The following is a 21,934-nucleotide window of genomic DNA, read 5'->3' on the forward strand; positions in this document are numbered from 1 at the left end:
GGCCGGTGGTCACCGGTCCGGGTCCGGGGGCAGTGTGAGGTGGAGCGGGCCGCAGCCGAGGCGGGCTGCTTCCTTGGATACGTAGCGGGGGAAGAGGGTGCGGACGATGTGGGCGTGGGACGCGTCGTCGGCGCGGATGAGGAAGGTGACCTCGCCGGTCTGGCAGGCGGCCTGGAAGAGGGCGAAGCCGGGGCGGTAGAAGCCGCGGCCGTCCTCCGGGGCAGCGGCCTCGATCCGACGGCCTTCCTGCATCGACTGCCGGCGGTAGAGGACGGAGAGGCGGGGGTCCTCGACGGTCATCAGCCGCAGCGCGGGATGGTCGAAGGAGACGTGGCGGTCGCAGGTGCGGACGGGTCCCGGGCCCCCCGTCACCATCGGGCGGTACGTGGCGGCCCACTCCTCCCCGGACGTCCGCAGCCCCTCGATGCCGCAGAAGGCGCCGGGCTTCTCGTCGGAGAAGCGGGCCGGCCGGGGGAGCCGGGGCACCGGGTCGGCGAGGGTCCCGTCGCAGCCCTTGCCCGCCATGTAGTGGTTGACGAGCTTGACCACCGTACGGGCGAGCCGGTCGCGCTCCGTGCCGTCGACCACGTCGTCGTACATGGTCCAGCCCGTCGCCACGTCGATCACCAGCGGCCCGTCGCCGGTCATCGGCCTGCCGGTACAGCCGTCCGGTACGGCCAGCCAGGCGCGGGTGTCCGACGCCATGCCCAGCAGACCGCCGCCCAAGGGAGTCAGGCGGGCGGACAGGAATTGGTCCGCCCACTGGTCGCCCGCGCCCCCGAAGCGGGGGTCGAGCTCGTGGACCTGCGCGGTGACCCGGCTGCCGTCGGCCGACTGCAGCACGCACTGGCCCGACGGGCCTTCGGAGCCGATCGGGTCGCCGTCGAGAGGGGTGTCGACGCTGTCGATGTCCTCGCTGCCGCGGAACAGCGCCGCCACGTCCGCGCTGTCGAGCGCGGACCAGCAGGCCCGTCGTCCGTCCGCGAACGGGCCTGCGTCCGTCTGCCAGGCCACGGCCGTGCCGCCGAGCAGTACCCCGGCGAGCCCGGCGGCGAGCGCGGGTCGCAGCCGGCCGCGCGTCAGCCGCCGCCAGTGCCACCGGTGCCACCAGGGCGTACGTGGCACGAAGGGTCCGGTTCCGAGTACGCCGCTGCGGGCCGGGGCGCCGTTGTCCGAAGCACCGCTCTCGGTCTCCTTGCTCATGTCGGCGGTCATCGGCCGGTCCCCCCGGGTGCGGCGTCGGCGGCGGGTGCGACGGGGGCGCATCCCAGGCGCTGTGTCACGGCGTTGGTGAAGGCCGCGAAGTACCGGCCGGCCGCGGCCTCGCCGATGGACGGGGCGCGCAGCAGAAAGGTGGTGGACCGGCCCGCGCAGTCGGCGCGCAGGACCTGGTGGGAGTCGGCGCGGACGCCCGTACCGCGCCATCCGCGCGCCGGTGCCGCGTCGCCCACCGCGCCGTCGAACAGCGCGTTCAGCCGCGGCTGGGCGACCATCAGGGCGTCGAGTACGGGGCCGCCGTCGCGGCCCCAGGTCCCGACCGAGCAGGACTGGAGGTCCCGGGTGGCCGCTCCGACCTGGTGCCTCATGCCCTGCGTCGCGTCGTCGTCGAACTCCATGCCCCGGATGCGGCAGGCGCGCGTGAAGACGATCTCGTCGCCCTCGGGCAGCGTGAGCACGGGCGAGGTGAAGCGCAGGTCGCGCTCAGGCGCGCAACCCGCCGCTTTCATCCCGCGGTTGGCCGCCGCCACGACCAGTCCGGCGGCCGGACGGGCGCCGCCGATACCCGCGCTGGTCCGCGACGTTCCGCCGTGCCAGCTCCGTCGGGCGTCGGAGTCGAGCGTGACCGCCGTCGGCCGGCCGTCGCGGGTGTCGCACCGCTTCGGCAGGACGAGGAGCGCGTGGCTGCCGTCGGTGGCTCCAGGGAGCCCGTCGGGCAGCGGTACGGCGCTGTCGCCGAGGTACGTGAGGATCCACTCCATCCGCCGGGCGGCGTCCTGGGGAGCCGGACCGTACGTGACCGTGATCTCGGTCCGGGTCTCCGAGCCGCCGCTCTCGTCGGTGCGGAGGGCGACGGTACAGCGGCCACGCGGCCGCTCCGGCGTGGGCGCGGTCTCGTGGACCGTCCGCCTGCCACCGTCCTCGACCGCCGAGTCCGCCAGGAACTCGGGCCCGCTCTCCGTCTCCCACGCACCCCAGCAGTACCGGTCCCGGTCACCGCCGAACGGCCAACTGCCCGTGATCCAGGTACCGAACCCGCCGGCGATCAGCAGGACCGCAACGGCCCCACCCCACACCGTCGAGCGTCCGCGCCGCCACCACTCCCCCGCCACTTCCGCCCCCCTTGCCTCCGTGGGCGGCGATCCTATCCGGCGCGGACCGGCGCGCGGCTCACATGTCCGTCCGGATCACCACCGCCAGCGTCCGTGGCCCATGCACCCCCTCCAGCCGTTCCAGTTCGATGTCGGAGGTGGCGGAGGGGCCGCTGATGAGGGTGGTGGGGTGGGTGGGGGTCAGGCGGGTTACCGCTTCCGGGACGCCGGGGGTGACCGTGGAGAGGTCGACGACGCATACGTGGAGGTCGGGGACGAGGGTGAGGGCGCGGCGGCCCTGGTCGGGGGAGGCGTCGAGGAAGATGGTGCCCGTTTCGGCGCAGGTGACGGCGGAGGAGGTCAACACGCCGTCGAGGGCGTCGAGTTCGGGGACCGGGGTGTCGGCGGAGTCGACGTGTACCTCGCCTTCGTACGCCGAGAGCCAGGTGCGGTCGAGGCCGGGTGGGATGCCGAGGTGGCACACCGCGCGCTCGCGCAGTACGTCGGCGATCACCTCGGGGGTGCGGTCCGCCGTACACGTATGGACCTCGGCCTTGTAGTCGACCAGGCGATCGGTGAGGAGGGCCAGGCGGTCGGCGTCGGGGAGGGTGCGGCCGGTGCGGTAGTCGCGGGGGATGTCCACGGCGGAGGCGGGCGCGAGGGCCTGGGCGTCGCGGATGCGGGCGAGGATCGTTTCGCGGGCGGTCACTGTCACTGTTCCTCCTCGTCGGGGCCGTCGGCTTCGGTACGGGTCCGCGCGCCTTCCTCCGCCGCGGCGCGCAGCGCGCTCGCGCCCTCCGCAGATGCCAGCCACGCCCGGAAGGACCGTTTCGGCGGGGCCGGGGTGTCGCGGCTGTCGCTCCAGCCGTTGAAGGGGGGCGGGAGGTGGGAGATCTTGCCGTCGCGGCCCGCTACGACGCGGCCCAGGCCCGCCGCCTTCTGGGCTGCTCGGTACACCCCCGGCCTGCCCATCACCGCGGCCGCCGCCTTCATGGCCAGTTTCTCGGCCGTACGGCCCGTGGCCTCCGTGTGCTGGTGGCGGAGTTCGACCAGCAGTGACGGGATGTCGATCTTCACGGGGCAGGCGTCGTAGCAGGCGCCGCAGAGCGTGGAGGCGTACGGGAGGGAGCTGTTGGGGTCGTCGGCGGAGACGTCCATCCCGGCGAGTTGCGGGGTGACGACGGCGCCGATGGGGCCGGGGTAGGTCGAGCCGTACGCGTGGCCGCCGGCCCGCTCGTACACCGGGCACACGTTCAGGCAGGCCGAGCAGCGGATGCAGTTCAGGGCCTGGCGGCCGATGCGGTCGGCGAGCGCCGCCGTCCGGCCGTTGTCGAGGAGGACGAGGTGGAAGTTCTGGGGGCCGTCGCCGGGGGTCACGCCCGTCCACAGGGACGTGTACGGGTTCATCCGCTCGCCTGTTGAGGAGCGCGGCAGGAGCTGGAGGAAGACCTCCAGGTCGGCGTAGCGCGGGAGGACCTTCTCGATGCCCATGACGGTGATCAGGGTGTCGGGGAGGGTCAGGCACATGCGGCCGTTGCCCTCGGACTCGACGACCGAGAGGGTGCCGGTCTCGGCGATGCCGAAGTTGGCGCCGGAGACGGCGACGGGGGTGGTCAGGAACTTCTCGCGGAGGTACGCGCGGGCCGCGGCCGCCAAGTGGGCCGGTACAGAGTCCAGTTCGGGGTCGACGCCCGGGATTCCGGCGCGGAAGATCTCGCGGATCTCGTCGCGGTTGCGGTGGATGGCCGGGACGAGGATGTGGGAGGGCTTGTCGTCGGCGAGCTGGACGATCAGTTCGGCGAGGTCCGTCTCATGGGCCTTGATGCCCTGGTCCGCGAGGTGTTCGTTGAGGCCGATCTCCTGGGTGGCCATGGACTTGACCTTGATGACCTCGTCGGAGCCGGTCTGCTGGACGAGGCGGGTGACGATGTCGTTCGCCTCGGCGCCGTCGCGGGCCCAGTGGACCGTGCCGCCGGCCTCGGTGACCTTCGCCTCCAGCTGCTCCAGGAGTTCGGGGAGGCGGTTCATGGTGTCGGTCTTGATCGCGGAGCCGGCGTCCCGCAGCGCTTCCCAGTCGGGGAGTTCGCCGGTGACGGCGAGCCGCTTGGCGCGGATGGTGTGGGTGGCCTTGCCGAGGTTGCGGCGCAGTTGGCCGTTGCGGAGCTCGTCGTGCGCGGCGCGGGGGAACGTGCGGTCGCCGCGGAGGTTGCCGGTGCCGTACGGGGAACGGGGCGGGAGCGCCGGCATGCCCAGGTACGTGGGGGTGCTCATCGGGTGGCCTCCAGCGGGGTGCTCGGGAGCACGTACGGCGACGTGCGCGTGGACGCGAGGATCTGGGCCAGGTGGAGGGTGCGGGTACCGGCCTCGATACGGGAGAGTCCGCCGCCGATGTGCATCAGGCAGGAGGAGTCGCCGGCCGTGCAGACCGCGGCGCCGGTGCCGGTGACGTGCCGCATCTTGTCGGCGAGCATCGCCGAGGAGGTCTCGGCGTTCTTGACCGCGAAGGTGCCGCCGAAGCCGCAGCAGGCGTCGGCCTCGGGCAGCTCGACGAGGTCGATGTCCTCGACGGCGCGCAGCAGCCGCAGCGGCTTCTCGCCGACCCGCAGCAGCCGGAGGGAGTGACAGGTGGGGTGGTACGTCACCCGGTGGGGGAAGTACGCCCCGATGTCGGTGACACCCAGCACGTCGACCAGGAACTCGGAGAGTTCGTACGTCTTGGCCTGTACGGTCGCGACGCCTGCGCGCAGGGCCGCGTCGCCGTAGCGCTCGGCGACGATGCCGTGCTGGTGGCGGACGGAGCCGGCGCAGGAGCCGGAGGGCATGACGACCGCCTCGATCGACGGGTCGCCGAACTGCTCGGCGAAGCCGCGGACGAGGGGGACGGGCTCGCGCTGGTAACCGGTGTTGACGTGCATCTGGCCGCAGCAGGTCTGGTCCGGCGGGAAGACCAGCTCGTGGCCGAGGCGGGCGAGCAGGACGGCGGTGGCGCGCACCGCGTCGGGGAAGAGCGTGTCACCCAGGCAGGTGGCGAAGAGTCCGATGCGCAATGGAGCCTCCCGTACGGGCCGTCTTCCTTCTACCTTTTTATGGTCGGACCATAGCAGTCGAAGAAAAGACCCGCCCCGGGGAGGACGGGTCGGGCTCCGGGAGCAGGTACGGGACCGTACGCGCGCTAGGCCCCCGGCCCCTCCTCCACCAGCGTCCCGTGCAGGCCGCGGATGTGCTGTTCGACGAGGTCGGCCGCGCGGGGGCCGTCGCCGGCGCGCACCAGGCGGAGCAGTTCGGCGTGCTCGGCGTTGAGCGCGGCCGCGGTGGCCGGCCAGTCCTCGGCGGCCTCCAGGGCGCGCAGGATCAGCGGGCGTACGGACTCGCGGACGGCCGAGGTGAGGGTGGAGGTCAGCGCGTTGCCGGAGCTGCGGGCGATCTGGACGTGGAAGCGGGTGTCCAGGTCGTTGAACTCCGGGACCCCGACGTCCGGCTCGCCCATCCGCGCGACCAGCTCCGCCGCCTCGTCGAGGCCGGCGGCCGCCCCGTCCGGGCCGGCCGCCACCTCGTCGGGACCGGCCGCAGACTCGTCGGCGCCGGCCGCCGCGCGCTCCGCCGCCGCCTGGAAGCTGGAGCGTTCCAGGGTGACGCGGGCCTCCAGTACGTCCTCCAGGCAGTAGCTGCCGAGGGCGAAGTGCAGGCGGAGGAGGCGGCCGAGCGCGTCGTCGGGATTCCGGACGATGCGTGCGCCGGCGTCGGGACCGCGGCCGGCCTGGGCGACCAGGACGCCGATCGTCTCCAGGACGCGGAGCGCCTCGCGGAGCGCGGAGCGGCTGACGCCGAGCACCGGGGCGAGCTCACGCTCGGGCGGCAGCCGGTCACCGGCCTTGAGCTCGCCGGCCAGCACCCGCTCCTCGATGCTTTCGAGGACGAGCTCGTGCGTACGGGACTGCCGTACGGGTCGCCACTCGACAGCCATCCGTCACTCCCTGGTCGGCCGACAGCTTCCACAAAAACTATGTCACACGCCGTGACATTCCATGGCTGCGGTCGGAGGCCACTGACCGGGCGCGGATGGCAGCGCCGGCCGCGGTCGGGCCGGACGCTTCCCCCTTCGATTCCCCCTTCGGGCATCCGTAGCGATGCCCGCCATCTCAGCCGTGCAGCCGCACCGGCAGCGATTCCACGCCGTAGACGATGGACAGCTTCCGGAACGCCAGTTCCTGTTCCGGGACGGCCAGGCGCATGTTCGGGAAACGCCGGACCAGTGCCGGATAGGCGGTGCGCAGTTCCATCCGGGCCAGTTCGGCGCCGACGCAGCGGTGGATTCCGTAACCGAACGCGAGATGCGAGGGGACGTTGCGCTGCGGGTCGAAGCGCTCCATGTCCGGGCCGAGCTTTCCGTCCCGGTCGGCGCCGCTGAGCGAGCACAGTACGACGTCGCCCTCGGAGATGGGCACGCCGCCGATTTCCAGGTCCTCCCGGGCGAACCGGGGAAAGGCGACCTGGACGACGGTGAGATAGCGCAGCAATTCCTCGACGTAGCGGTCGGTGGCGTCGTCGCCGTCCTTCAGCGCCGCGAAGTGGTCGGGGTCGCGGAGCAGGACGAGGGCGCCGAGCGCGAGCATGCTCGCCGTGGTTTCGAAGCCGCCGGTGAGCACGCCGTCGGCGAGGCCGGCCAGTTCATCGTCGGTGACGGTGTCGCCGTGGTCCCGCACGATCTGGCCGAGCAGGCCGTCACCGGGGTCCTTGCGCTCCTTCTTGACGATCTCCTGGAAATAGGCGAGTGATTCCGATATGGCGCCGAACGAGGCGTTCGCGCCGCTGAACAGGTCGAAGCGGGCAGCGCTCAGCCGCTCGAAGTCCGCGCGGTCCTCGTACGGAACGCCCAGCAGTTCGCAGATCACCAGGGAAGGAATGGGCAGGGCAAAGGAATGGACGATGTCGACGGGCTCGCCCGAGCGCCCGAGGCGCTCCATTTCCGCCAGCCGCTCCTCGACGATCTCGTGGATGCGGGGGGTGAGCCGGCCGAGCCGGCGCATGGTGAATTCGGGCGTCAGCAGGCGGCGCAGCCGCGTGTGGTCCGGCGGATCGGCGAATCCGAGGCCGCCGGGGTTCTTCCCGGCGTCGGCGCCGGCATTGCCGACAAGGTTGGTGTAATCGGTGCTGAATGCCTTGGCCTTGCCCAGCACCTCCTTCACCTCGTCGTATCCCGTGACCAACCACACCTTGGAGGCGAGCGGCACGGGAAGCATGCTCACCGGGGACTTCTGCCGCACTGCCGACAAGTCGGCCACCGGGTCAAGGCCGTGGCGACGCAGCGGCATGAGGGTGGACTCGGGCAAGAAGGGCATACGGGATAGATCGAAGCCCTTTTTCTGAGTCCGCGCGAGATATCTGCGGGCCAGCCAAGCGGTGACGCCCGAGCGGATTTTGGTCATGCCCGCAATACTGCCTGGCCGGTACCCGTGCTGACCAAGCGACCTGGCAGCGAACTGGTAACGAGATGAAACGACCGGTACGTCTGGGACGTCCCCCGGCCACCGCGCGCGGCCCTCGGGCGAGCCCGCCGACGCACGACCGGAACATGATCGTCCTCGGTGGGATACGCCCGGCCTCTTGCTACTTTGCCTGACATGACCGCGACCACGGCCGCGACGGCTGACGCCCCTCCCCCCGGTCTCCGGCTGCCCAGGCGCCGGGGCGTCGAACTGCTGCTGCTCGCCGGGGCCGTCCTGATCAGTGTCTACGGTTACGTCGAGGTCGGCCTCGCCCGGCACGGCACTGTACCCGCCGGCGCCGCGCGCTACGGCGCCGGGCTGGCCGTCCTCGCGCTCCTCGGCCACCTCGCCGTGCGCCTCCGCGCACCGTACGCCGACCCGCTGCTGCTGCCCATCGCCGTCCTGCTCAACGGCCTCGGACTGGTCCTGATCTTCCGGCTCGACCAGGAGACCCCGAAGAACGAGGCGGCGCCCACCCAGCTCGTCTGGTCCGCGGTCGGTGTGGCGCTGTTCATCGGGGTGGTGGCGCTGCTGCGGGATTACCGGGTGCTGCAGCGGTACGCGTATCTCAGCGTGGCCGCCGCGCTCGTCCTGATGATCGTGCCGATCTTCTTCCCCGCGGTCAACGGCGCGAAGATCTGGATCCGCTTCGCCGGGTTCTCCATCCAGCCCGGCGAGTTCGCGAAGATCCTGATCAGCGTCTTCTTCGCGGCCTATCTCGCGGCGAACCGGCACGCGCTCGCGTACACCGGCCGCCGGCTGTGGCGGCTCCAGTTGCCCACCGGCCGGGTGCTCGGCCCCATCGTCGCGATCTGGCTGGTCAGCGTGGCCGTACTGGTCCTGGAGCGGGACCTGGGCACCTCGCTGCTCTTCTTCGGCGTCTTCGTCGTCCTGCTGTACGCGGCCACCGGGCGCACCGGCTGGATCGCCGTCGGGCTGCTGCTCGCCGCGGTCGGCGCGGCCGTCGTCGGCAGCCTCGAACCGCATGTGCACAGCCGGGTCGCCGACTGGCTGCACCCCTTCGCGAGCATCCAGCGGGGGGAGGGCGCGAGCCAGCTCGCCCTCTCGCTCTTCGCCTTCGGCGCGGGCGGCCTGCTCGGCACCGGCCTCGGGCAGGGCCACTCGGCCCTCATCGGCTTCGCCATGAAGTCGGACTTCATCCTGGCCACGGCGGGCGAGGAGCTGGGGTACGCCGGGCTGACCGCGCTCTTCCTCCTCTACACCCTGCTGGTCGCCCGCGGTTACCGCGCGGGCCTGGCGATCCGCGAACCGTTCGGCCGGCTGCTCGCGGTCGGGCTCTCCTCACTGCTGGCCATCCAGGTGTTCGTGATCGCGGGCGGGGTGATGGGGCTGATCCCGCTGACCGGCATGGCGATGCCGTTCCTCGCGCAGGGCGGCTCCTCCGTCGTCACCAACTGGATCATGGTCGCGCTGCTGGTCCGCATCAGCGACCGGGCACGGCGCCCCCGGCCGGCCCGCGCGGACACCGGAGTCATCGAGCGGATCGTGGTACCGGAGGAGGAGCGCGGCGGCGGCAGACCGCACGGAGACGGCCGGAACGGAGGTGGGTCCCGGTGATCCGGCACATCCGCCGCACCTCGGTCTTCTGCCTGCTCCTGCTCGTCCTGCTGCTCCTGAACGCCGCCCGCGTCCAGCTCCTCAACGAGGACGAGTACGCGCACAACCCCGCCAACCGCCGCGCCGACCTCAAGCGGTACAACCAGCCGCGCGGCAGCATCGTCGTCGGCGGCCGGTCCGTCACCGGCTCCCGGGACAGCGGCGGGTCGCTGCGGTACGCCCGTACGTACACCCAGGGCCCGCTGTACGCGCCGGTCACCGGCTACGCCTCCCAGGTCTACGGCACGACGCTGCTGGAGAACGCCGAGGACGACCTCCTCTCCGGCACCGACGCCCGGCTCGCGCCCCTCCCCCTGTGGACCGCGCTCACCCGCGAACAGCAGCCCCCCGGGGACGTCGTCACCACCATCGACCCGGCGCTGCAGCGGGCCGCGTACGAGGGCCTGGGCGGCAAGAAGGGCGCGGTGGCCGCCGTGGAACCGGCGACCGGCAAGGTTCTCGCGCTGGTCAGCACGCCCTCGTACGACCCCGGCGAGCTGTCCGGCAGCGGCTCCGGCACCACCGGTGCCTGGACCCGGCTCAACGCCTCCGCCGACCGCCCGATGCTCAACCGGGCGCTGAAGGAGACCTATCCGCCCGGCTCGACGTTCAAGGTCGTCACCGCGGCGGCCGCGCTGGAGCACGGCGTGGTGGACGATCCGGACGCGGCCACGGACACGCCGAGCCCGTACACCCTGCCCGGTACCTCCACCCGGCTCACCAACGAGGCGGGCGGCTGTGAGAACGCGAGCCTGCGGCGCGCGTTCGAGGTCTCCTGCAACACCGTCTTCGCCCGCCTCGGCGTGGACGCCGGCCTGGACGACATGGCGGAGACGGCGGAGAAGTTCGGCTTCAACGACGACGGCCTCACGATCCCGTCCCGGGTGGTGGAGAGCACCTTCGATACGGACATGAACGACGCGCAGCTCGCGCTGTCCTCGATCGGCCAGTACGACACGGCCGCCACCCCGCTGCAGATGGCGATGGTCGCCGCCGCGGTCGCCAACCACGGTGACCTGCGGCGCCCGTACCTGGTGGAGCGGCTGACCGACGCGCACGGCGACACCCTCGCGCGCACCCGCCCGCGCCGGCTGCACCGGGCGATGAGCGAGGACACCGCGGGGCAGCTGCGGGAGCTGATGACCGATGTGGTCACCCGCGGCACCGGTACGAAGGCGGCGATCCCCGGCGCGACGGTCGGCGGCAAGACCGGCACCGCCCAGCACGGCGTCGGCAACTCCGGCACGCCGTACGCCTGGTTCCTCTCCTGGGCACAGGCGGACGGCGCGGAGCGGCCCGCGGTCGCCGTCGCCGTCGTCGTCGAGGACGCGGCGGCCGACCGCGACGACATCAGCGGCGGCGGCAACGCGGCGCCGGTCGCCCGGGCGGTGATGAAGGCGGCGCTCGACCGGTGAGGGCAGTCCCGCCCGTGCCGGTCGTCAGTCCAGCGGTTCCGTGGCGCCGTCGGGGTGGACGAGGAGACGGATCTGGCTGCCGAAGCGGTCGTCCATGATCAGTGCCGGCGTCGGGCCGCCGAGCTGCTGTGCCCGCTGCTGGAGGATCGAGATGACGACTTCCTGGATGTCGCCGTACGGCGGCGCGGTGATCGGTACCCCGTCGATCAGCCCGGCGTTGGGGGAGAACACCCGTACTTGCGCGTCGCCCGGGTAGGCGGGGACCGAGGGCTGGGCCATCTCACTCATGCTGCAGTCGTCCTTCCGGGCCGGCGGGGCGCGGGCCTCCTCGCGGATCAGGTCTCGGGCGTGTCCGGAGCCCCGGCGGCCCCGGCATCGGCAGCCGGCCCCTGAGCACGCACGTACGTCCCCCGGGAAAGCCGCCGCAGACGCCCCGACTTGACCATGGCGGAGAGTACATTGCTCACGGCCTTGGCCGACTCACCGGGCAGCGTGGTGCCGCTCCGCGCGGCGACCTCGTCGATCAGATCCCGCCCGGTGAAGGGCTCGGGGACGGTGGCCACCGCCTGCTCGACGGCCGCCCGGATGCTGAGGCGGCGGAGCTGGGCGGGAACGCTGTGCAACAGGTCCCGGCCCGCGCGTACTTCGCCGGCGGCCCGGGGCGTGAAGGGGCCGGACGGCGTGGCCGCCGGGGCCACCGACCCGTCCGCCGGCGGCCGGTCCGGCGCGGCCTGCCCGGCATCGGTACCCGGAAGCCCGGCGGCTTCGTCCTCCCGGACGCCCGCGGCCAGTTGCCGCTCCAGATACTGCCGGGCGGTGCGTATCGTCTCGATCTCCTTGACGGCGGCCTCGGCGCCGGGCACCGCCGCGAGCATGGTGCCCACCGTCTCGATGTTCGCGAGCGAGCTCACCAGGTGGCGCAGCAGCGGTACCAGGAACGCCTGCCGCAGCGCGGCCATGGGATTCGTCGTCGCGAGCTCCACCGAGACCGACCCCTGGAGCAGGCTCTCCACGTCGGCGGCCGGCTCCGGCTCGTCCGGCAGCAGCGACTCGACGGCCCGGCGCGCCAGCCGGACGCTGGTCAGCGTCTCCGGCCGTACACCGCTGCCCGGAGCCGCAATGAGCATGGCGACGAGATTCTCGGCGCCCGCCAGCGCGGGTGCCGCCGTACGGGCCAGCGGCCACAGCACCGCCTGACGGACGGCCGCCGCCGGATCTCCCAGTGAGAACGCGATTCTTCGCTCGCTCTCTCCGGACATGAATCCCCCGTTCGCTTCATCACATCGCACATGCAGAACCGCGTCTGTTTCCCCGGCACCGGGGCGGGTGCTCCGTGCCCCTCCGACCCGTACCGATATTCCGCGGTCCGCGGCCAGGTGGTCCTGCAGCGCGTCGAAGGCGTCGAGTATCGCGCCGAGTTCGGGTTCGGGTGCTTCACCGCGGCGCGGACGCCGGGTGAACTCGTCGGTCCGGGCCCGCACCTGGGCCAGCCGACGGGAGACGGTGCTGCGGCTGCACCCCAGCCGAACAGCCATTTCGCGCTGGCTGGCCTCCGGATGGCGGCGCTGTTCCCGCGTCAGCTCGCCGAGCGTGCCCTGGTCGGCGCCCGCCGGCCGCAGGCTTCCCTCGGCGTCCCCGATCTTCAGCGCACGCCGCATCCAGCGGCGGTCGTCGGCGGTGGTGGCGGCCGCGTACCCGTAAGGATCGGCATGGACGACGGCGCTCTGCAGGCACTCGGCCCACAGCGGACACGAGGCGCACATCTCCCGCGCCGTAGCGGCCAGCGCTTCGAATTCGCGCATCTGCGCATGCGAAACTCCGTCCCCCACCGGAGGATTCTCCAGGAGGGGGTGGTGAAAGAGGTCGGAGCGTCGCTGACACGGCAGAGCCGGCGAATCATCGGATGGCGCGGACAGCGCAGCAGGCGCCGTACGGTCGACCGTACGCATAAGTTGAATCCCCCGAAACAATCTAATGTTCGTCGGGACTCTAAGGCATGCTCTTTCCGACGTGCAACGCGACCGAAAATGATCAGAGTTCTGCACGCAGAGCCGTGACAGAATTCTCACAGCGCGCTCAGTCGCCGGTTCGCGCGTGCGTTCCGGCACGTCGCAGAAAAGCCGCGAATGCCGTCAATCGACGATGCAATACCGTGATTCCCCGGCCCCGCAGCGCCAGTACGGTGAGCACGCCCAGGAAACCGATCGGCACGGCCGCCCACGGCACCAGCGCTCCGACGAACGAGGCGATGATCAGCACCCCGTCGGCGAGAAGGACGGTGACACCGCGCCGTCCCGGGTGCTCCTTGATCATCCAGGCGCCGAGCAGGGCCATGCCGGCCAGCGCCCAGTAACCGAACACCGCCTGACCACTGATCATATCCGCAGTGACACCCCGTGCCGTATCGCCCGCCGCGGCCAGGTACCCGGTCACGGCCGCGGTGAGCGGAGTGGCGAGCAGCGCGAGGAGCAGCTGCTTCCGGCTGCGCAGCAGCCAGCAGAGCAGCGCGAGCGCCAGCAGTACGGCGACGCCGGTGAATGCGGCGGCACTGGAGGAGGCGACGTGGAACAGGGTGAACGCGGCGGCGATTCCGAAGACGATGCGCGGCAGGAGTTTCACCGCGAGGTGATCCTCCCGGTCCTGGCGCACCAGTCGGCGAAACAGTGTTCCGACGGTCTTTTCGCGGCTCGCCCCACCGGTCTTTTCTGCGGTTTTCATACGCCTCGTTCCCCGTTCCACGCCCCCTGGCGCGCTCATCGGCCGGCTCGGTCATCCGCCGGCTCGGTCATCCCAGTCCCGTACCGGTCACGGCCTTGCCCACGCCCGGCCCCGCGGGCTCCGGGGCCGCCACCGGCGCGGCCGAGGTGCCCTTCGCCGCCGCTGTCGGCCGCGGTGTGAAGCCCATCTGCCATACGGGAGTCGGCGCGGTGGGCCCGGAGGCACCGGCCTCCTTGCCGCCCTCCTGCTTCGCGCCGGCGACCTCCGCGTCCGCGGTCAGCGGCGTGATGCGCACGTGCGACGCGTCGGCCTGCGCAACGTCCGCCGACAGCTTGCCCAGTACCGCCGTCCGTTCCTCGGCCGGCTTCGCCGCGTACTCCGCCGGGTCGACGTGCAGCGGCTTGTCCTCGAGGGCGAACTGCGCCTGGGCGCGCACCGCGTCCGTGCCCAGTTCCTCGCGCGCCACCGGCGGCCAGTCGTCCGGTGCCGCGTAAGCGAACTTGATGTTGTCCGGACCGACATCGGGATTGGTCCGCAGCGCGGGCAGTTCGGTGGTCTGCAGCACCGTGCCGGGAAAGGCCGTCTGCGCGAACACCACGACCTCGCCCTTGGCGGCCTCGGCGTACCGCTGGGAGAGGGTGGACCAGGCGGACTTCGCCAGGTCCCAGCCCTCGTCACCCTGGAGGTTCAGCTCCCGGTGGACCGCCGTGTCCCACAGCCGGAGGTTGCCGAGGGCCCGGCCGCCCCGCGTCCCTTCCAGGTAGCGGGCCGACCCGGGCACCTTCTCGTTCTCGGACTCCGCCCATGCCTCGGCGATGTACATGTTCGACAGCGCCTTGCCCGGAGGGAGGTCGGGGTGCGGCACCTCGAAGGACCAGAAGGCCGACTTCACCTCGGGGTTCTCGGGGGTGACGTTCAGCCGCCGGGCACGTTCGCGCACGTACTCCGGGACGCTCATGCCCACCCGGTCGGCCGCCGTCATGATGCGGTCGGCGATCCGCCCGGCCTGCTCGTCGGTCGCCGGGGTGTCCGCATCGCGCAGGCCCAGGGCGCGCCTGCCGATGTCCTCCGGGATGTACGGCGCGCTCACAGCGCGTCCTGCGGGTAGCAGTGCACGTTGATCATGACGCCTCGTTTCCCCACTCCCCTGCGCGTGACCCCGCCGCTCTTCGCCGTCAGCACGGTCACCGGCCCCTCCGGATCTTTGGCGCTCCACACGGCCATCCGGTACGGGTCACGGCGTCCCAGCCGGAAGTCGCGCGAGGGCAGCCAGTGCCGGTCGTTCGGCGGCTCGGGAAAGGCGGGATCGTCCCAGGCCCCCGAGAATTCCGGCGCGCCCAGCACCTCCCGGGCCGCCGCCTCGTACGCCGGCCACACCTCGGCCGTCTGCTCCAGTACCAGGTCGTTCTCGTCCTGCGAGTCGGCGTTCAGGTGCCGGACCGTGAAGGTCACGGAGCGCACGGGGCTCCAGCCCCCGGAGACGAGGGGCTCCAGGGTGAGGTCCGCTCCCGTCGTGGTCCGCACCCGCAGGACGCGCTCCACGGTGAGCGGCTGCCAGCCGAACAGCGCGCACCAGTCGTCCAGGGCCTGGCCGGGGTTGGGCGGACCCGCCCAGACCGCCGTCCAGTCGACATGGGTCAGCCCTCGCAGCTCTTCGGCGAGGGCCCGCGGCGGACGCTCCTCCGTCACCGTCGGCATCCTGTCACTGCCTTCCACTCGTACGCCGTATCAGCCGGACCGGCCGGATTCGACCGGTTCCTGCCCGGCTCGGAAGATCCTCGCACCATGGCCCCGTCGGCCGGTAGCACCGCCCGGCCCCTCCCTCGTACGTCACAGCAGCCAGCCCGGTCCCTGGTCGTCCGGGTCCTCCGGGCCGTGGCAGACGAGGGAGATCCTGGCCTCACCGAGCCCCTGGCCGGTCGCGATGCCCGCCCCCAGGTTCGCCCGGAGGGAGAAGAGCGGTGCGCCGGGTGTCCGGAAGGACCACAGAGCGAGGCGGTGCGGATCCTGGTGCTGCAGGCGCCACTCGTCGCTGCCGTCGAAGCCCCGGCCCGGCAGGTCCGGAAAGCCCTCCGTGTCCCAGGCACCGCTCCAGGTCGGCGGTCCCAGTACGGTCGTGGCGGCGGCGAGGCAGGACTGCCAGCGCTCCAGCAGCGCCTCGGTCAGGCGCGCGTTCTCCTCGACGGCCGTCGACCGGACGGCCCACGACGTGTAGTCGACGCGGGTGACCGGACGCCCGTACGCCACCGAGCCGAGCCGCAGCTTTCCGCCCTGCCGGGTCCGGACGTACTGCCCTGCCTCGAACCACAGGGGCTGCCAGCCGAAGGCCGCGCACCACTCGCGGCGCGCGGTCTCCTCGGCCGGGACCCCCGCCCACACGACGTCCCAGTTGAGTCCGGTCAGCGACCACAGCTCCGCGCCCAGTTCCTGCGGGGGGCGGTTGGCGATCTGACTCGGCACAGGACTCCTCCGTGGGGTGCGAGGGGGACGGTGGTCGGTGGGCGGTGGGAGGCGGGTCGGGGCGGATGCCTACTGCTGGATCCGGCCGTCGGAGCGGGGCGGAGGCGGCTGCGGAGGTTGCTGCGGGGGCTGCGGCTGCTGCGGCGGTGCCTGTCGCGGCAGCGGCGCCTGGCGCGGCTGAGGTGCCGGCTGCGGCTGGGGCTGCTGGGCAGGTGCCTGGTACTGCTGCTGCGGTGCGGACGGCTGGGCGGGCTGCTGCCCGGTGCTGCTCAGCCGGGGCCGGGCGGACTTCTTCGGCCCGGTCTGCTCCGTCGCCGGTGCCTCCGGCCGCTGCGGCGGGGACTGCTGCTGCGGCTGCTCACCGGGCTGCCCCACCCGCTGCTTGTTGGCCTGTGCCGCCTCGTAGGCGTTCTGCCGCTGCTGCCGCTTGGTCGGGTTGGTCCAGCCGCCCTTCTCCAGCTTGCCGCCGAGCAGCTTGCGGTCGGCGAACCGGGTGGCGGCGCCCGCGGCGCCGGCCGCGACCCGCCCGCCGACGCGTCCGGCGCTCCCCGCGCCGCTCTGGCTCTTGTCGATGAACTTGCTGGTGGCGGCGTTCGCCATGTCTCCGACGCCCAGCGCGTCCTCGGCGCCGGCGATCTTCGGGCTGAAGTTCCCGGACAGCAGCTTCTTGAGCATCATCACCACCGCGACGGTGACCAGGAGCAGCAGCAGGAGCTGCATGCCCAGCGCGATCTGCGCGGGCAGGATCATCTGGTAGAGCACCAGCAGCACCGTGAGGATGACGCCGAATCCCGCGCGCAGCACGAAGCTGTGGATGAACGTCTCCAGCCAGCCCTTGAGCAGTTTCTGCTGCGAGGGATGGATGCCGAGCGTCGCCACGAGGGGCAGCAGCACGACCAGGATCAGCGTGACGGCGTGCCAGAGCAGCGTCAGCACGCTGAGCACCATGACCATCAGCCCCACGATCAGCGCGGCGACGATGGAGTAGAAGGCCATGCCGACACGGTTGCCGGCGTTCTGTCCCGACCAGTCCTTGAAGATGTCACCGTGGTCTCCGCCGGCGACTTCCTGGCGGATCGGGGTCCAGTCGTCCTCGAATTTATTGAGGTCCTTTCCGCGGTCCTTGTTCGTCTCCGACTGGGCGACGGCATGACGGACGCGCAGGTCCTGGCAGCGCGCTCCCTTGCCCCAGTCGCAGGTCTCGCCGGGGTCCGCGGCGGTGCAGCCCGTCTTGTCGTCGATGATGCAGTCCTTGCCCGCATCGCCGAACTGCCCCAGGGCCCAGGGCCGGAATGCCAGGGTGTCGTACATCGCGCAACTCGACACCCGCATACCGCGGTTGTGCACGCCCTTCGGCAGGTCGCACGGTGGCTGCATGGTGCCGGAAATGCCGGACAGCACGGCCTCGGTCAGCAGTGAATTGGCCTGGGCGATACCCGAGTCGGCCGTACTGACGACCTTGTCGTAATTGCCGCCCGTCAAGAAGGCCATCACCGCGACAATGGTGAGGCCGGCCCATGCGACGCCCGACCAGACCTCGCGCATGTCACCCTTGCGCCATTTGCCGAACACCCAGAGGCCGGTCAGCACGATCATGACGGGGACGGCGGGCCGCAGGACGTTCTTCTTCAGCGTCTGCACGACGTTGTCCCGGCCCTCGTAAAGGCCGGCCAGCGGGCTGGGGTTCGACGCCGATTCCTTGATGGAGATGGACGCGCGCGTAAGGATCTTGGTGCCGTTGAAAATGCTGTCGGCGATGCCGTTGTTGACGTAGTCCATGACGCTGCACTCGTCGGCGCCACTGCCCCACTCGCCGTTGTCCTCGGCCGCGTCGCCCTTCCCCTTGAAGGTCATGGACCAGTTCAGCCCGCGCATGCCGTTGAGCTCGTACAGCGTGTAATTGGCGGCCGGGCCCGGCATTTCCACCGAACCGCTGACCGTGCCACCGCGCACCCGCTCGGTCAGCGAGCCCTCGTCCGGCTTCGCATTGCGGTCCCACTGCTTGACCGCCGGCATCAGCGCTTCACCGTTGTTGCCCGGCGTGTCCATCTGGTAGCTGTCGTCACCGGTGATGTCGCACGCGAATGCCATGGCGTTCGCGGGCGCGGGGGTTGCCAGCAGGACGGCCGCCAGGGCGAGCAGCACGAAGAGGCCGGCCCGCACCGCCGTGCCGACCTTGATCAATCGCCAGCTTATTGCGCGGCGCGGAACCATAGGGAATCCCCCGAATGAGAATGAGTGAGCGAAGAGGGCGGTACCGGCCCGGGCCGGTTCAGTTCTCCACGTAATTGGTCAGTACGCATCCGGAGATATGGGCCTTCTCCTTCTTGTAGCCGCTCGGCGGCGCGAAGGACGGCGCACAGTTGAGCTGCAGCAGGCCGGTCTTCTCCAGGCCGCCCGAACCCTCACCGGAGTAGTCCACGACGAAGTCCTTGCCCAGGAAGAACTTGCCGTCGGTACGTCCGGCGTCGATCACCCCGCGCTTCACCTTCTTCTCGCGGTCGTTCTTGTACGCCTGCTCGAAGGCCGTCATGTTCTTGGGGCGGTAGATCAGATAGCTGGACGTCCAGTCGGTGCCGCACACCGCTTCCTCCTGGATCGTCCAGGCCGCCGCTTCCCGCTTCTTCTCGGCGGACGCCGAGTCGGACACGTCGTCGACGAAGGGGTCGTTGAGACGGTCGTCATGGGGGTCGTTGCTCAGGTTCGAGCAGTCGACGTGCTGCTGCAGGAATTCCTGTGCCTTCTTGAGCGAGGAGGCACTGGGCAGCCCGCCGTCCTGCTTTCCTTCGCCCTTCTGGTCCGCACCGCTGTGCGCGCCGCCGCCCTTCGCGTCGCCCCCGTCGCAGGCGGCAACCGACGTCAGGGCGGTCAGAGCGGCGCCGATCAGGAGCATTCGCTTCATCCGCATGGCTCTTACCTCTTTCGTTGGTGTCTTCCGGCTCAGGCGGCGGACGTGCTGCCCGGCGTGCCCGCAGGGGCAGGCTCCGCGGCGCGCGCCGTCGCGGCCGGGTCCGCCGCCGCTTCCTGCAGGTACGTCCACTCCCACACGCTCAGCGGCGGGTTCTTGCCCTGGCGGGCCGGGCGGGTGGTGCCGTTGGTGTCGGTGGCGGCGAGGATCTCCTGGAAGACGAGGTCGACGGCCACCGTGCCGACCCGCTTGTCCGCGTCGCGCTGCAGGCAGACACCGGTACGCAGGTCCTGGAGGGCGTCGATGACCTTCTTGTCGTCCTCGGCGCGGCCGAGGAGCGGGGCCACGAGAGCGGCCTCCTGCGCGGACTTCTGCTTGAAGGCGAAGACGGTGTGGATCTGGTTGGCGCCACCGCTGCGCGCCTCGGAGTCCTCGATCTGGACCAGGTCGATGGCCTGCTGGGTGATCAGCACGGTGACCGCGAGGTACGAACGGCCCTGCTTGAGCGCCCGTCGCATCAGGTCGCGGCCGCTCTCGGTCGCGGTGACGACGTACGCCTCGTCGACGAAGAGGGCCTTGGGGCGCAGCCCGACCTCGCCGGTGACCGGGTTCTTCTCGTACCCGACGTCCAGCATCTGGCTGCCGAGCTCGACGACCGCCATCAGCGCGGTGGCCGCGAGGCGTTCGGCGGGGTTCCAGTTGCGGGGGTCGGTGGCCGACGGGGACTGGAATCCGCGCAGGGTGATCACCGTTCGGCGCTTGCGCATGCTGGACAGCGGCTGCGGCCGCTCGGCGAAGGCGAGTCGCGCGTACGGCAGGGTGCGCAGCTCGGTCAGCAGCATCTGGGCCAGCTTGAGGTCCTTGGCGGCCTCCCGGTCCCCCGTGGCGACGGCGTGGTCGTAGGCGCGCACGACCTCGTCCACGACCTGCCACAGCGTCGGGCGCGGCACCTGCTGCGCGGCGTCGCGCGCGGACATGCCCTGCTCGACGGCCTGGCGCACGGCGGAGTTGTACCAGCCGACGACGGTCGCCATCGCCTCGATGACGGGCAGCCGGACCCGCTGGTAGTCCTCGTCGCCGAGGAAGCCGCGCAGCATGCTCTCCGCGAGCAGCCGGCCGGAGGCGACGTCCCGGGCGATCACCCAGGGGTCGAGGACGCCGGCCTGGCCCTTGAGGAGGTCGACGACCTCGGTCTCGTCCCAGAACTCCCGGTTGACGGGCTGGAAGCGGCTCTGTGGCGTGCCGAGGATGCCGGACTCCGCGTCGCCCGCGAACCCCGGATCGTTCACCTGGGCCCCGAAGCCCAGGTAGTAGCACATCTGGGCGAAGTCGGTCTTGGGGTCGATGACCAGGCAGCGGACGCCGGACTCGGACTCCTCGTAGAACTTCTGCAGCGCCAGCGAGGACTTGCCGCCGCCGGACGCGCCGACGATGGCCAGGCCACCGCCGTCGTTGCGGGCCGGGCCCACGTGCAGCGAGTAGTGCACGGGCATCTTGCCGGCCCAGCCGACGAGGTTGCCGACCCAGCCGAGCCGCTTGCCGGAGCGGTGCTCGGGGTTGTCCCCCAGCTCGGTACCGGCCGTGGGCAGCCCTGCGCCGAGCTGCTCGACCTCCTGCAGGCGCAGGTAGGGAGCGATGGGCAGCTTCGGCGCGTCGCCCGGAAGCTGGGACTGCAGGAGCCGCCACTGCTGGCGGGTGGGGCGCAGCAGCGTCACCTTCAGGTCCTGCTTGAACTGCATCTCCAGGATGCGGCGGCGCCGCTCCAGCTCCTTGACGTCCGGAGCGGAGACGGTGAAGCGGATCTGCGCCTCCATGCCCGGCATCTTGTGCTCGTCGATGTCGTCGCAGAGGTTCTGGGCGCGGGTGACCTGGTGGGCGAGCTTGGTGTCGGGCTGCCGCCCGGAGTTCGCCATGTCGTTCATCTCGTCGACGAGGTTGCCGCGGATCTTGTCGGCGCGGTCCTTGAACTTCGGGTACGGGATCAGGGTGAACCGCATGTCGATCTCGACGGGGAACTCGACGTGCTGGGCGGCGTACCGGGCCCACGCGGTGCTCTGCCGGAAGCGCGTCTCGGCCGGCCAGTTGGCGGCGACCAGGGTGGTGGTGTAGCTGGTCTGGCGCTCGCCGCTGACCTCGTCGTACTGGTGCAGCACGATGTGCGTCTTGCGGTTCTCGCCGGAGAAGTCGACGACCAGGTCGAACTGGTCGGGGCCCCACGAGCGACTGCCGAGCACCGGCTCCGGCGGCACGGGCAGCTCGCCGTGGAGCGGCTTGCGGATGAGCCAGACCAGCTCCTCGCGGGTGAGCGGGGTGCCGTTGAGGCCCTCCAGGCTCTCGTGCACCTCGGTGGCGACCTGCGTCCACTCCGCGAGCGCCATGGGCGAGAGGTACTCGTCATTGACTCCCGTGGCGGTGGCCGCGGCCTGGTCGGCCACGCCGCGCACGCCGCGCAGCAGGCCGGGGTCCTCGTGCGGTTCGTCCTCCTCGGCGACCACACCGCTGTCGCCGCGCTTGAGCGAACCGAGCTTGACCAGCAGGATGTTGCGCTCGCGCATCGCGCCGATGCGCTCCTGGTACTCCGCCTTGCGGAGGTTGTACGCCTTGTAGTTCTCGGTCGGGTCCCAGGCCACCGCGTTCAGCTCCTCGGCCCAGTTCAGGGCCGTGATCGGCTGGTAGACCTTGCGGTAGTGGCACTCCACGTTGCGGTCGCCGCGCGCGAGGCTGAGCAGCCCGCGCGCCGGCCCCTCGGCCATCGACTGCAGCTCGGCGGCGCTGAGGTACTCGTCGATGGCGGTGGGTAGGACGAGCCCCGTCCACACGGAACTGCCGTGGACGAAGATCATGTCGTCGGCGTAGCGGTACGGGAGCCGGAGCTCCTCGCGGGCGGTCTTGGTGCGCTGGGTCGCGGACTGCTTACGGGCGCCCTGGCCCTGGCCTTTGCCCTTGGAAGCAGCCGCCATGATCATGGCGACCACGAAGAAGGCGGCCGCCCCGCCCAGAAGGATCAGCATGAACATGGAG

General features: G+C 71.4%; 18 protein-coding genes. 2 read left to right on the forward strand and 16 right to left on the reverse strand.

Going from position 1 to position 21,934, the window contains the following annotated elements:
- Positions 1–9: 9 nt before the first annotated feature.
- The 7 genes from IG84_RS0105335 to IG84_RS0105365 all read right to left on the reverse strand — a co-directional run bounded on the left by IG84_RS0105335 (position 10) and on the right by IG84_RS0105365 (position 7,735).
- Positions 10–1,215 (reverse strand): hypothetical protein, encoded by a 1,206-nt coding sequence (locus tag IG84_RS0105335; RefSeq protein WP_031051858.1) that lies wholly within the window; start codon positions 1,213–1,215, stop codon positions 10–12.
- Positions 1,212–2,330 (reverse strand): hypothetical protein, encoded by a 1,119-nt coding sequence (locus IG84_RS0105340; protein WP_031051859.1) that lies wholly within the window; start codon positions 2,328–2,330, stop codon positions 1,212–1,214. The genes IG84_RS0105335 and IG84_RS0105340 overlap by 4 nt, the downstream gene beginning before the upstream one ends.
- Before the next feature lie 58 nt (positions 2,331–2,388).
- The gene (locus IG84_RS0105345) at positions 2,389–3,024 is read right to left on the reverse strand and encodes a LutC/YkgG family protein (RefSeq protein WP_031051860.1); all 636 of its coding nucleotides are present in this window, start codon (positions 3,022–3,024) and stop codon (positions 2,389–2,391) included.
- A complete protein-coding gene (locus tag IG84_RS0105350) occupies positions 3,021–4,580 on the reverse strand; it encodes a LutB/LldF family L-lactate oxidation iron-sulfur protein (protein WP_037799303.1) in 1,560 nt (519 codons plus the stop codon). The genes IG84_RS0105345 and IG84_RS0105350 overlap by 4 nt, the downstream gene beginning before the upstream one ends.
- A complete protein-coding gene (locus IG84_RS0105355) occupies positions 4,577–5,356 on the reverse strand; it encodes a (Fe-S)-binding protein (protein ID WP_031051862.1) in 780 nt (259 codons plus the stop codon). Before IG84_RS0105355 ends, IG84_RS0105350 begins: the two co-directional genes overlap by 4 nt.
- Positions 5,357–5,481: 125 nt before the next feature.
- Entirely contained in the window at positions 5,482–6,273 is a 792-nt protein-coding gene (locus IG84_RS0105360) for a FadR/GntR family transcriptional regulator (RefSeq protein WP_031051863.1), read from the reverse strand.
- 175 nt (positions 6,274–6,448) lie between these two features.
- Positions 6,449–7,735: a cytochrome P450 gene (locus IG84_RS0105365; RefSeq protein WP_031051865.1), complete on the reverse strand. Its 1,287-nt coding sequence runs from the start codon at positions 7,733–7,735 to the stop codon at positions 6,449–6,451.
- Positions 7,736–7,930: 195 nt separating this feature from the next.
- On the opposite strand from IG84_RS0105365, the gene IG84_RS0105370 reads away from it, so the two are divergent.
- Together IG84_RS0105370 and IG84_RS0105375 are read left to right on the forward strand one after the other, a co-directional pair.
- Entirely contained in the window at positions 7,931–9,373 is a 1,443-nt protein-coding gene (locus IG84_RS0105370) for an FtsW/RodA/SpoVE family cell cycle protein (protein WP_051861402.1), read from the forward strand.
- On the forward strand, positions 9,370–10,827 hold the full coding sequence (locus tag IG84_RS0105375; RefSeq protein WP_031051869.1) for a penicillin-binding transpeptidase domain-containing protein: 1,458 nt from the start codon (positions 9,370–9,372) through the stop codon (positions 10,825–10,827). The genes IG84_RS0105370 and IG84_RS0105375 overlap by 4 nt, the downstream gene beginning before the upstream one ends.
- Positions 10,828–10,851: 24 nt before the next feature.
- On the opposite strand, the gene IG84_RS0105380 is transcribed toward IG84_RS0105375, so the two are convergent.
- From IG84_RS0105380 to IG84_RS0105420, 9 genes are all read right to left on the reverse strand, one after another.
- Entirely contained in the window at positions 10,852–11,115 is a 264-nt protein-coding gene (locus IG84_RS0105380; protein WP_031051871.1) for a hypothetical protein, read from the reverse strand.
- A gap of 47 nt (positions 11,116–11,162) precedes the next feature.
- Entirely contained in the window at positions 11,163–12,629 is a 1,467-nt protein-coding gene (locus tag IG84_RS0105385) for a WhiB family transcriptional regulator (protein ID WP_051861403.1), read from the reverse strand.
- 274 nt (positions 12,630–12,903) lie between these two features.
- Positions 12,904–13,545: a hypothetical protein gene (locus tag IG84_RS0105390; RefSeq protein WP_051861407.1), complete on the reverse strand. Its 642-nt coding sequence runs from the start codon at positions 13,543–13,545 to the stop codon at positions 12,904–12,906.
- Positions 13,546–13,612: 67 nt separating this feature from the next.
- A complete protein-coding gene (locus IG84_RS38725; RefSeq protein ID WP_051861412.1) occupies positions 13,613–14,635 on the reverse strand; it encodes a hypothetical protein in 1,023 nt (340 codons plus the stop codon).
- Entirely contained in the window at positions 14,632–15,243 is a 612-nt protein-coding gene (locus tag IG84_RS0105400) for a hypothetical protein (protein WP_031051876.1), read from the reverse strand. Before IG84_RS0105400 ends, IG84_RS38725 begins: the two co-directional genes overlap by 4 nt.
- Before the next feature lie 132 nt (positions 15,244–15,375).
- Positions 15,376–16,005 carry a hypothetical protein gene (locus IG84_RS0105405; protein ID WP_031051878.1) on the reverse strand — a complete coding sequence of 210 codons (630 nt, stop codon included), beginning with the start codon at positions 16,003–16,005 and terminating at the stop codon, positions 15,376–15,378.
- Positions 16,006–16,074: 69 nt separating this feature from the next.
- A complete protein-coding gene (locus IG84_RS0105410; protein WP_031051880.1) occupies positions 16,075–18,219 on the reverse strand; it encodes a hypothetical protein in 2,145 nt (714 codons plus the stop codon).
- A 58-nt stretch (positions 18,220–18,277) separates the two neighbouring features.
- Positions 18,278–18,913, reverse strand: coding sequence for a hypothetical protein (locus tag IG84_RS0105415; protein ID WP_157848815.1), 636 nt, complete (start codon positions 18,911–18,913; stop codon positions 18,278–18,280).
- A gap of 32 nt (positions 18,914–18,945) precedes the next feature.
- On the reverse strand, positions 18,946–21,930 hold the full coding sequence (locus IG84_RS0105420) for an ATP-binding protein (RefSeq protein ID WP_031051884.1): 2,985 nt from the start codon (positions 21,928–21,930) through the stop codon (positions 18,946–18,948).
- Positions 21,931–21,934: the final 4 nt, after the last annotated feature.

The organism is Streptomyces ochraceiscleroticus (assembly GCF_000720485.1).
Lineage (GTDB): Bacteria > Actinomycetota > Actinomycetes > Streptomycetales > Streptomycetaceae > Streptomyces > Streptomyces ochraceiscleroticus.

Coding starts and splice junctions, on each gene's coding strand:
- IG84_RS0105335 (WP_031051858.1), bottom strand. CDS start 1,215: ATGACCGCCGACATGAGCAAGGAGACCGAGAGCGGTGCTTCGGACAAC.
- IG84_RS0105350 (WP_037799303.1), bottom strand. CDS start 4,580: ATGAGCACCCCCACGTACCTGGGCATGCCGGCGCTCCCGCCCCGTTCC.
- IG84_RS0105360 (WP_031051863.1), bottom strand. CDS start 6,273: ATGGCTGTCGAGTGGCGACCCGTACGGCAGTCCCGTACGCACGAGCTC.
- IG84_RS0105365 (WP_031051865.1), bottom strand. CDS start 7,735: ATGACCAAAATCCGCTCGGGCGTCACCGCTTGGCTGGCCCGCAGATAT.
- IG84_RS0105370 (WP_051861402.1), top strand. CDS start 7,931: ATGACCGCGACCACGGCCGCGACGGCTGACGCCCCTCCCCCCGGTCTC.
- IG84_RS0105380 (WP_031051871.1), bottom strand. CDS start 11,115: ATGAGTGAGATGGCCCAGCCCTCGGTCCCCGCCTACCCGGGCGACGCG.
- IG84_RS0105385 (WP_051861403.1), bottom strand. CDS start 12,629: ATGCGCGAATTCGAAGCGCTGGCCGCTACGGCGCGGGAGATGTGCGCC.
- IG84_RS0105390 (WP_051861407.1), bottom strand. CDS start 13,545: ATGAAAACCGCAGAAAAGACCGGTGGGGCGAGCCGCGAAAAGACCGTC.
- IG84_RS0105400 (WP_031051876.1), bottom strand. CDS start 15,243: ATGCCGACGGTGACGGAGGAGCGTCCGCCGCGGGCCCTCGCCGAAGAG.
- IG84_RS0105410 (WP_031051880.1), bottom strand. CDS start 18,219: ATGGTTCCGCGCCGCGCAATAAGCTGGCGATTGATCAAGGTCGGCACG.
- IG84_RS0105415 (WP_157848815.1), bottom strand. CDS start 18,913: ATGCGGATGAAGCGAATGCTCCTGATCGGCGCCGCTCTGACCGCCCTG.
- IG84_RS0105420 (WP_031051884.1), bottom strand. CDS start 21,930: ATGTTCATGCTGATCCTTCTGGGCGGGGCGGCCGCCTTCTTCGTGGTC.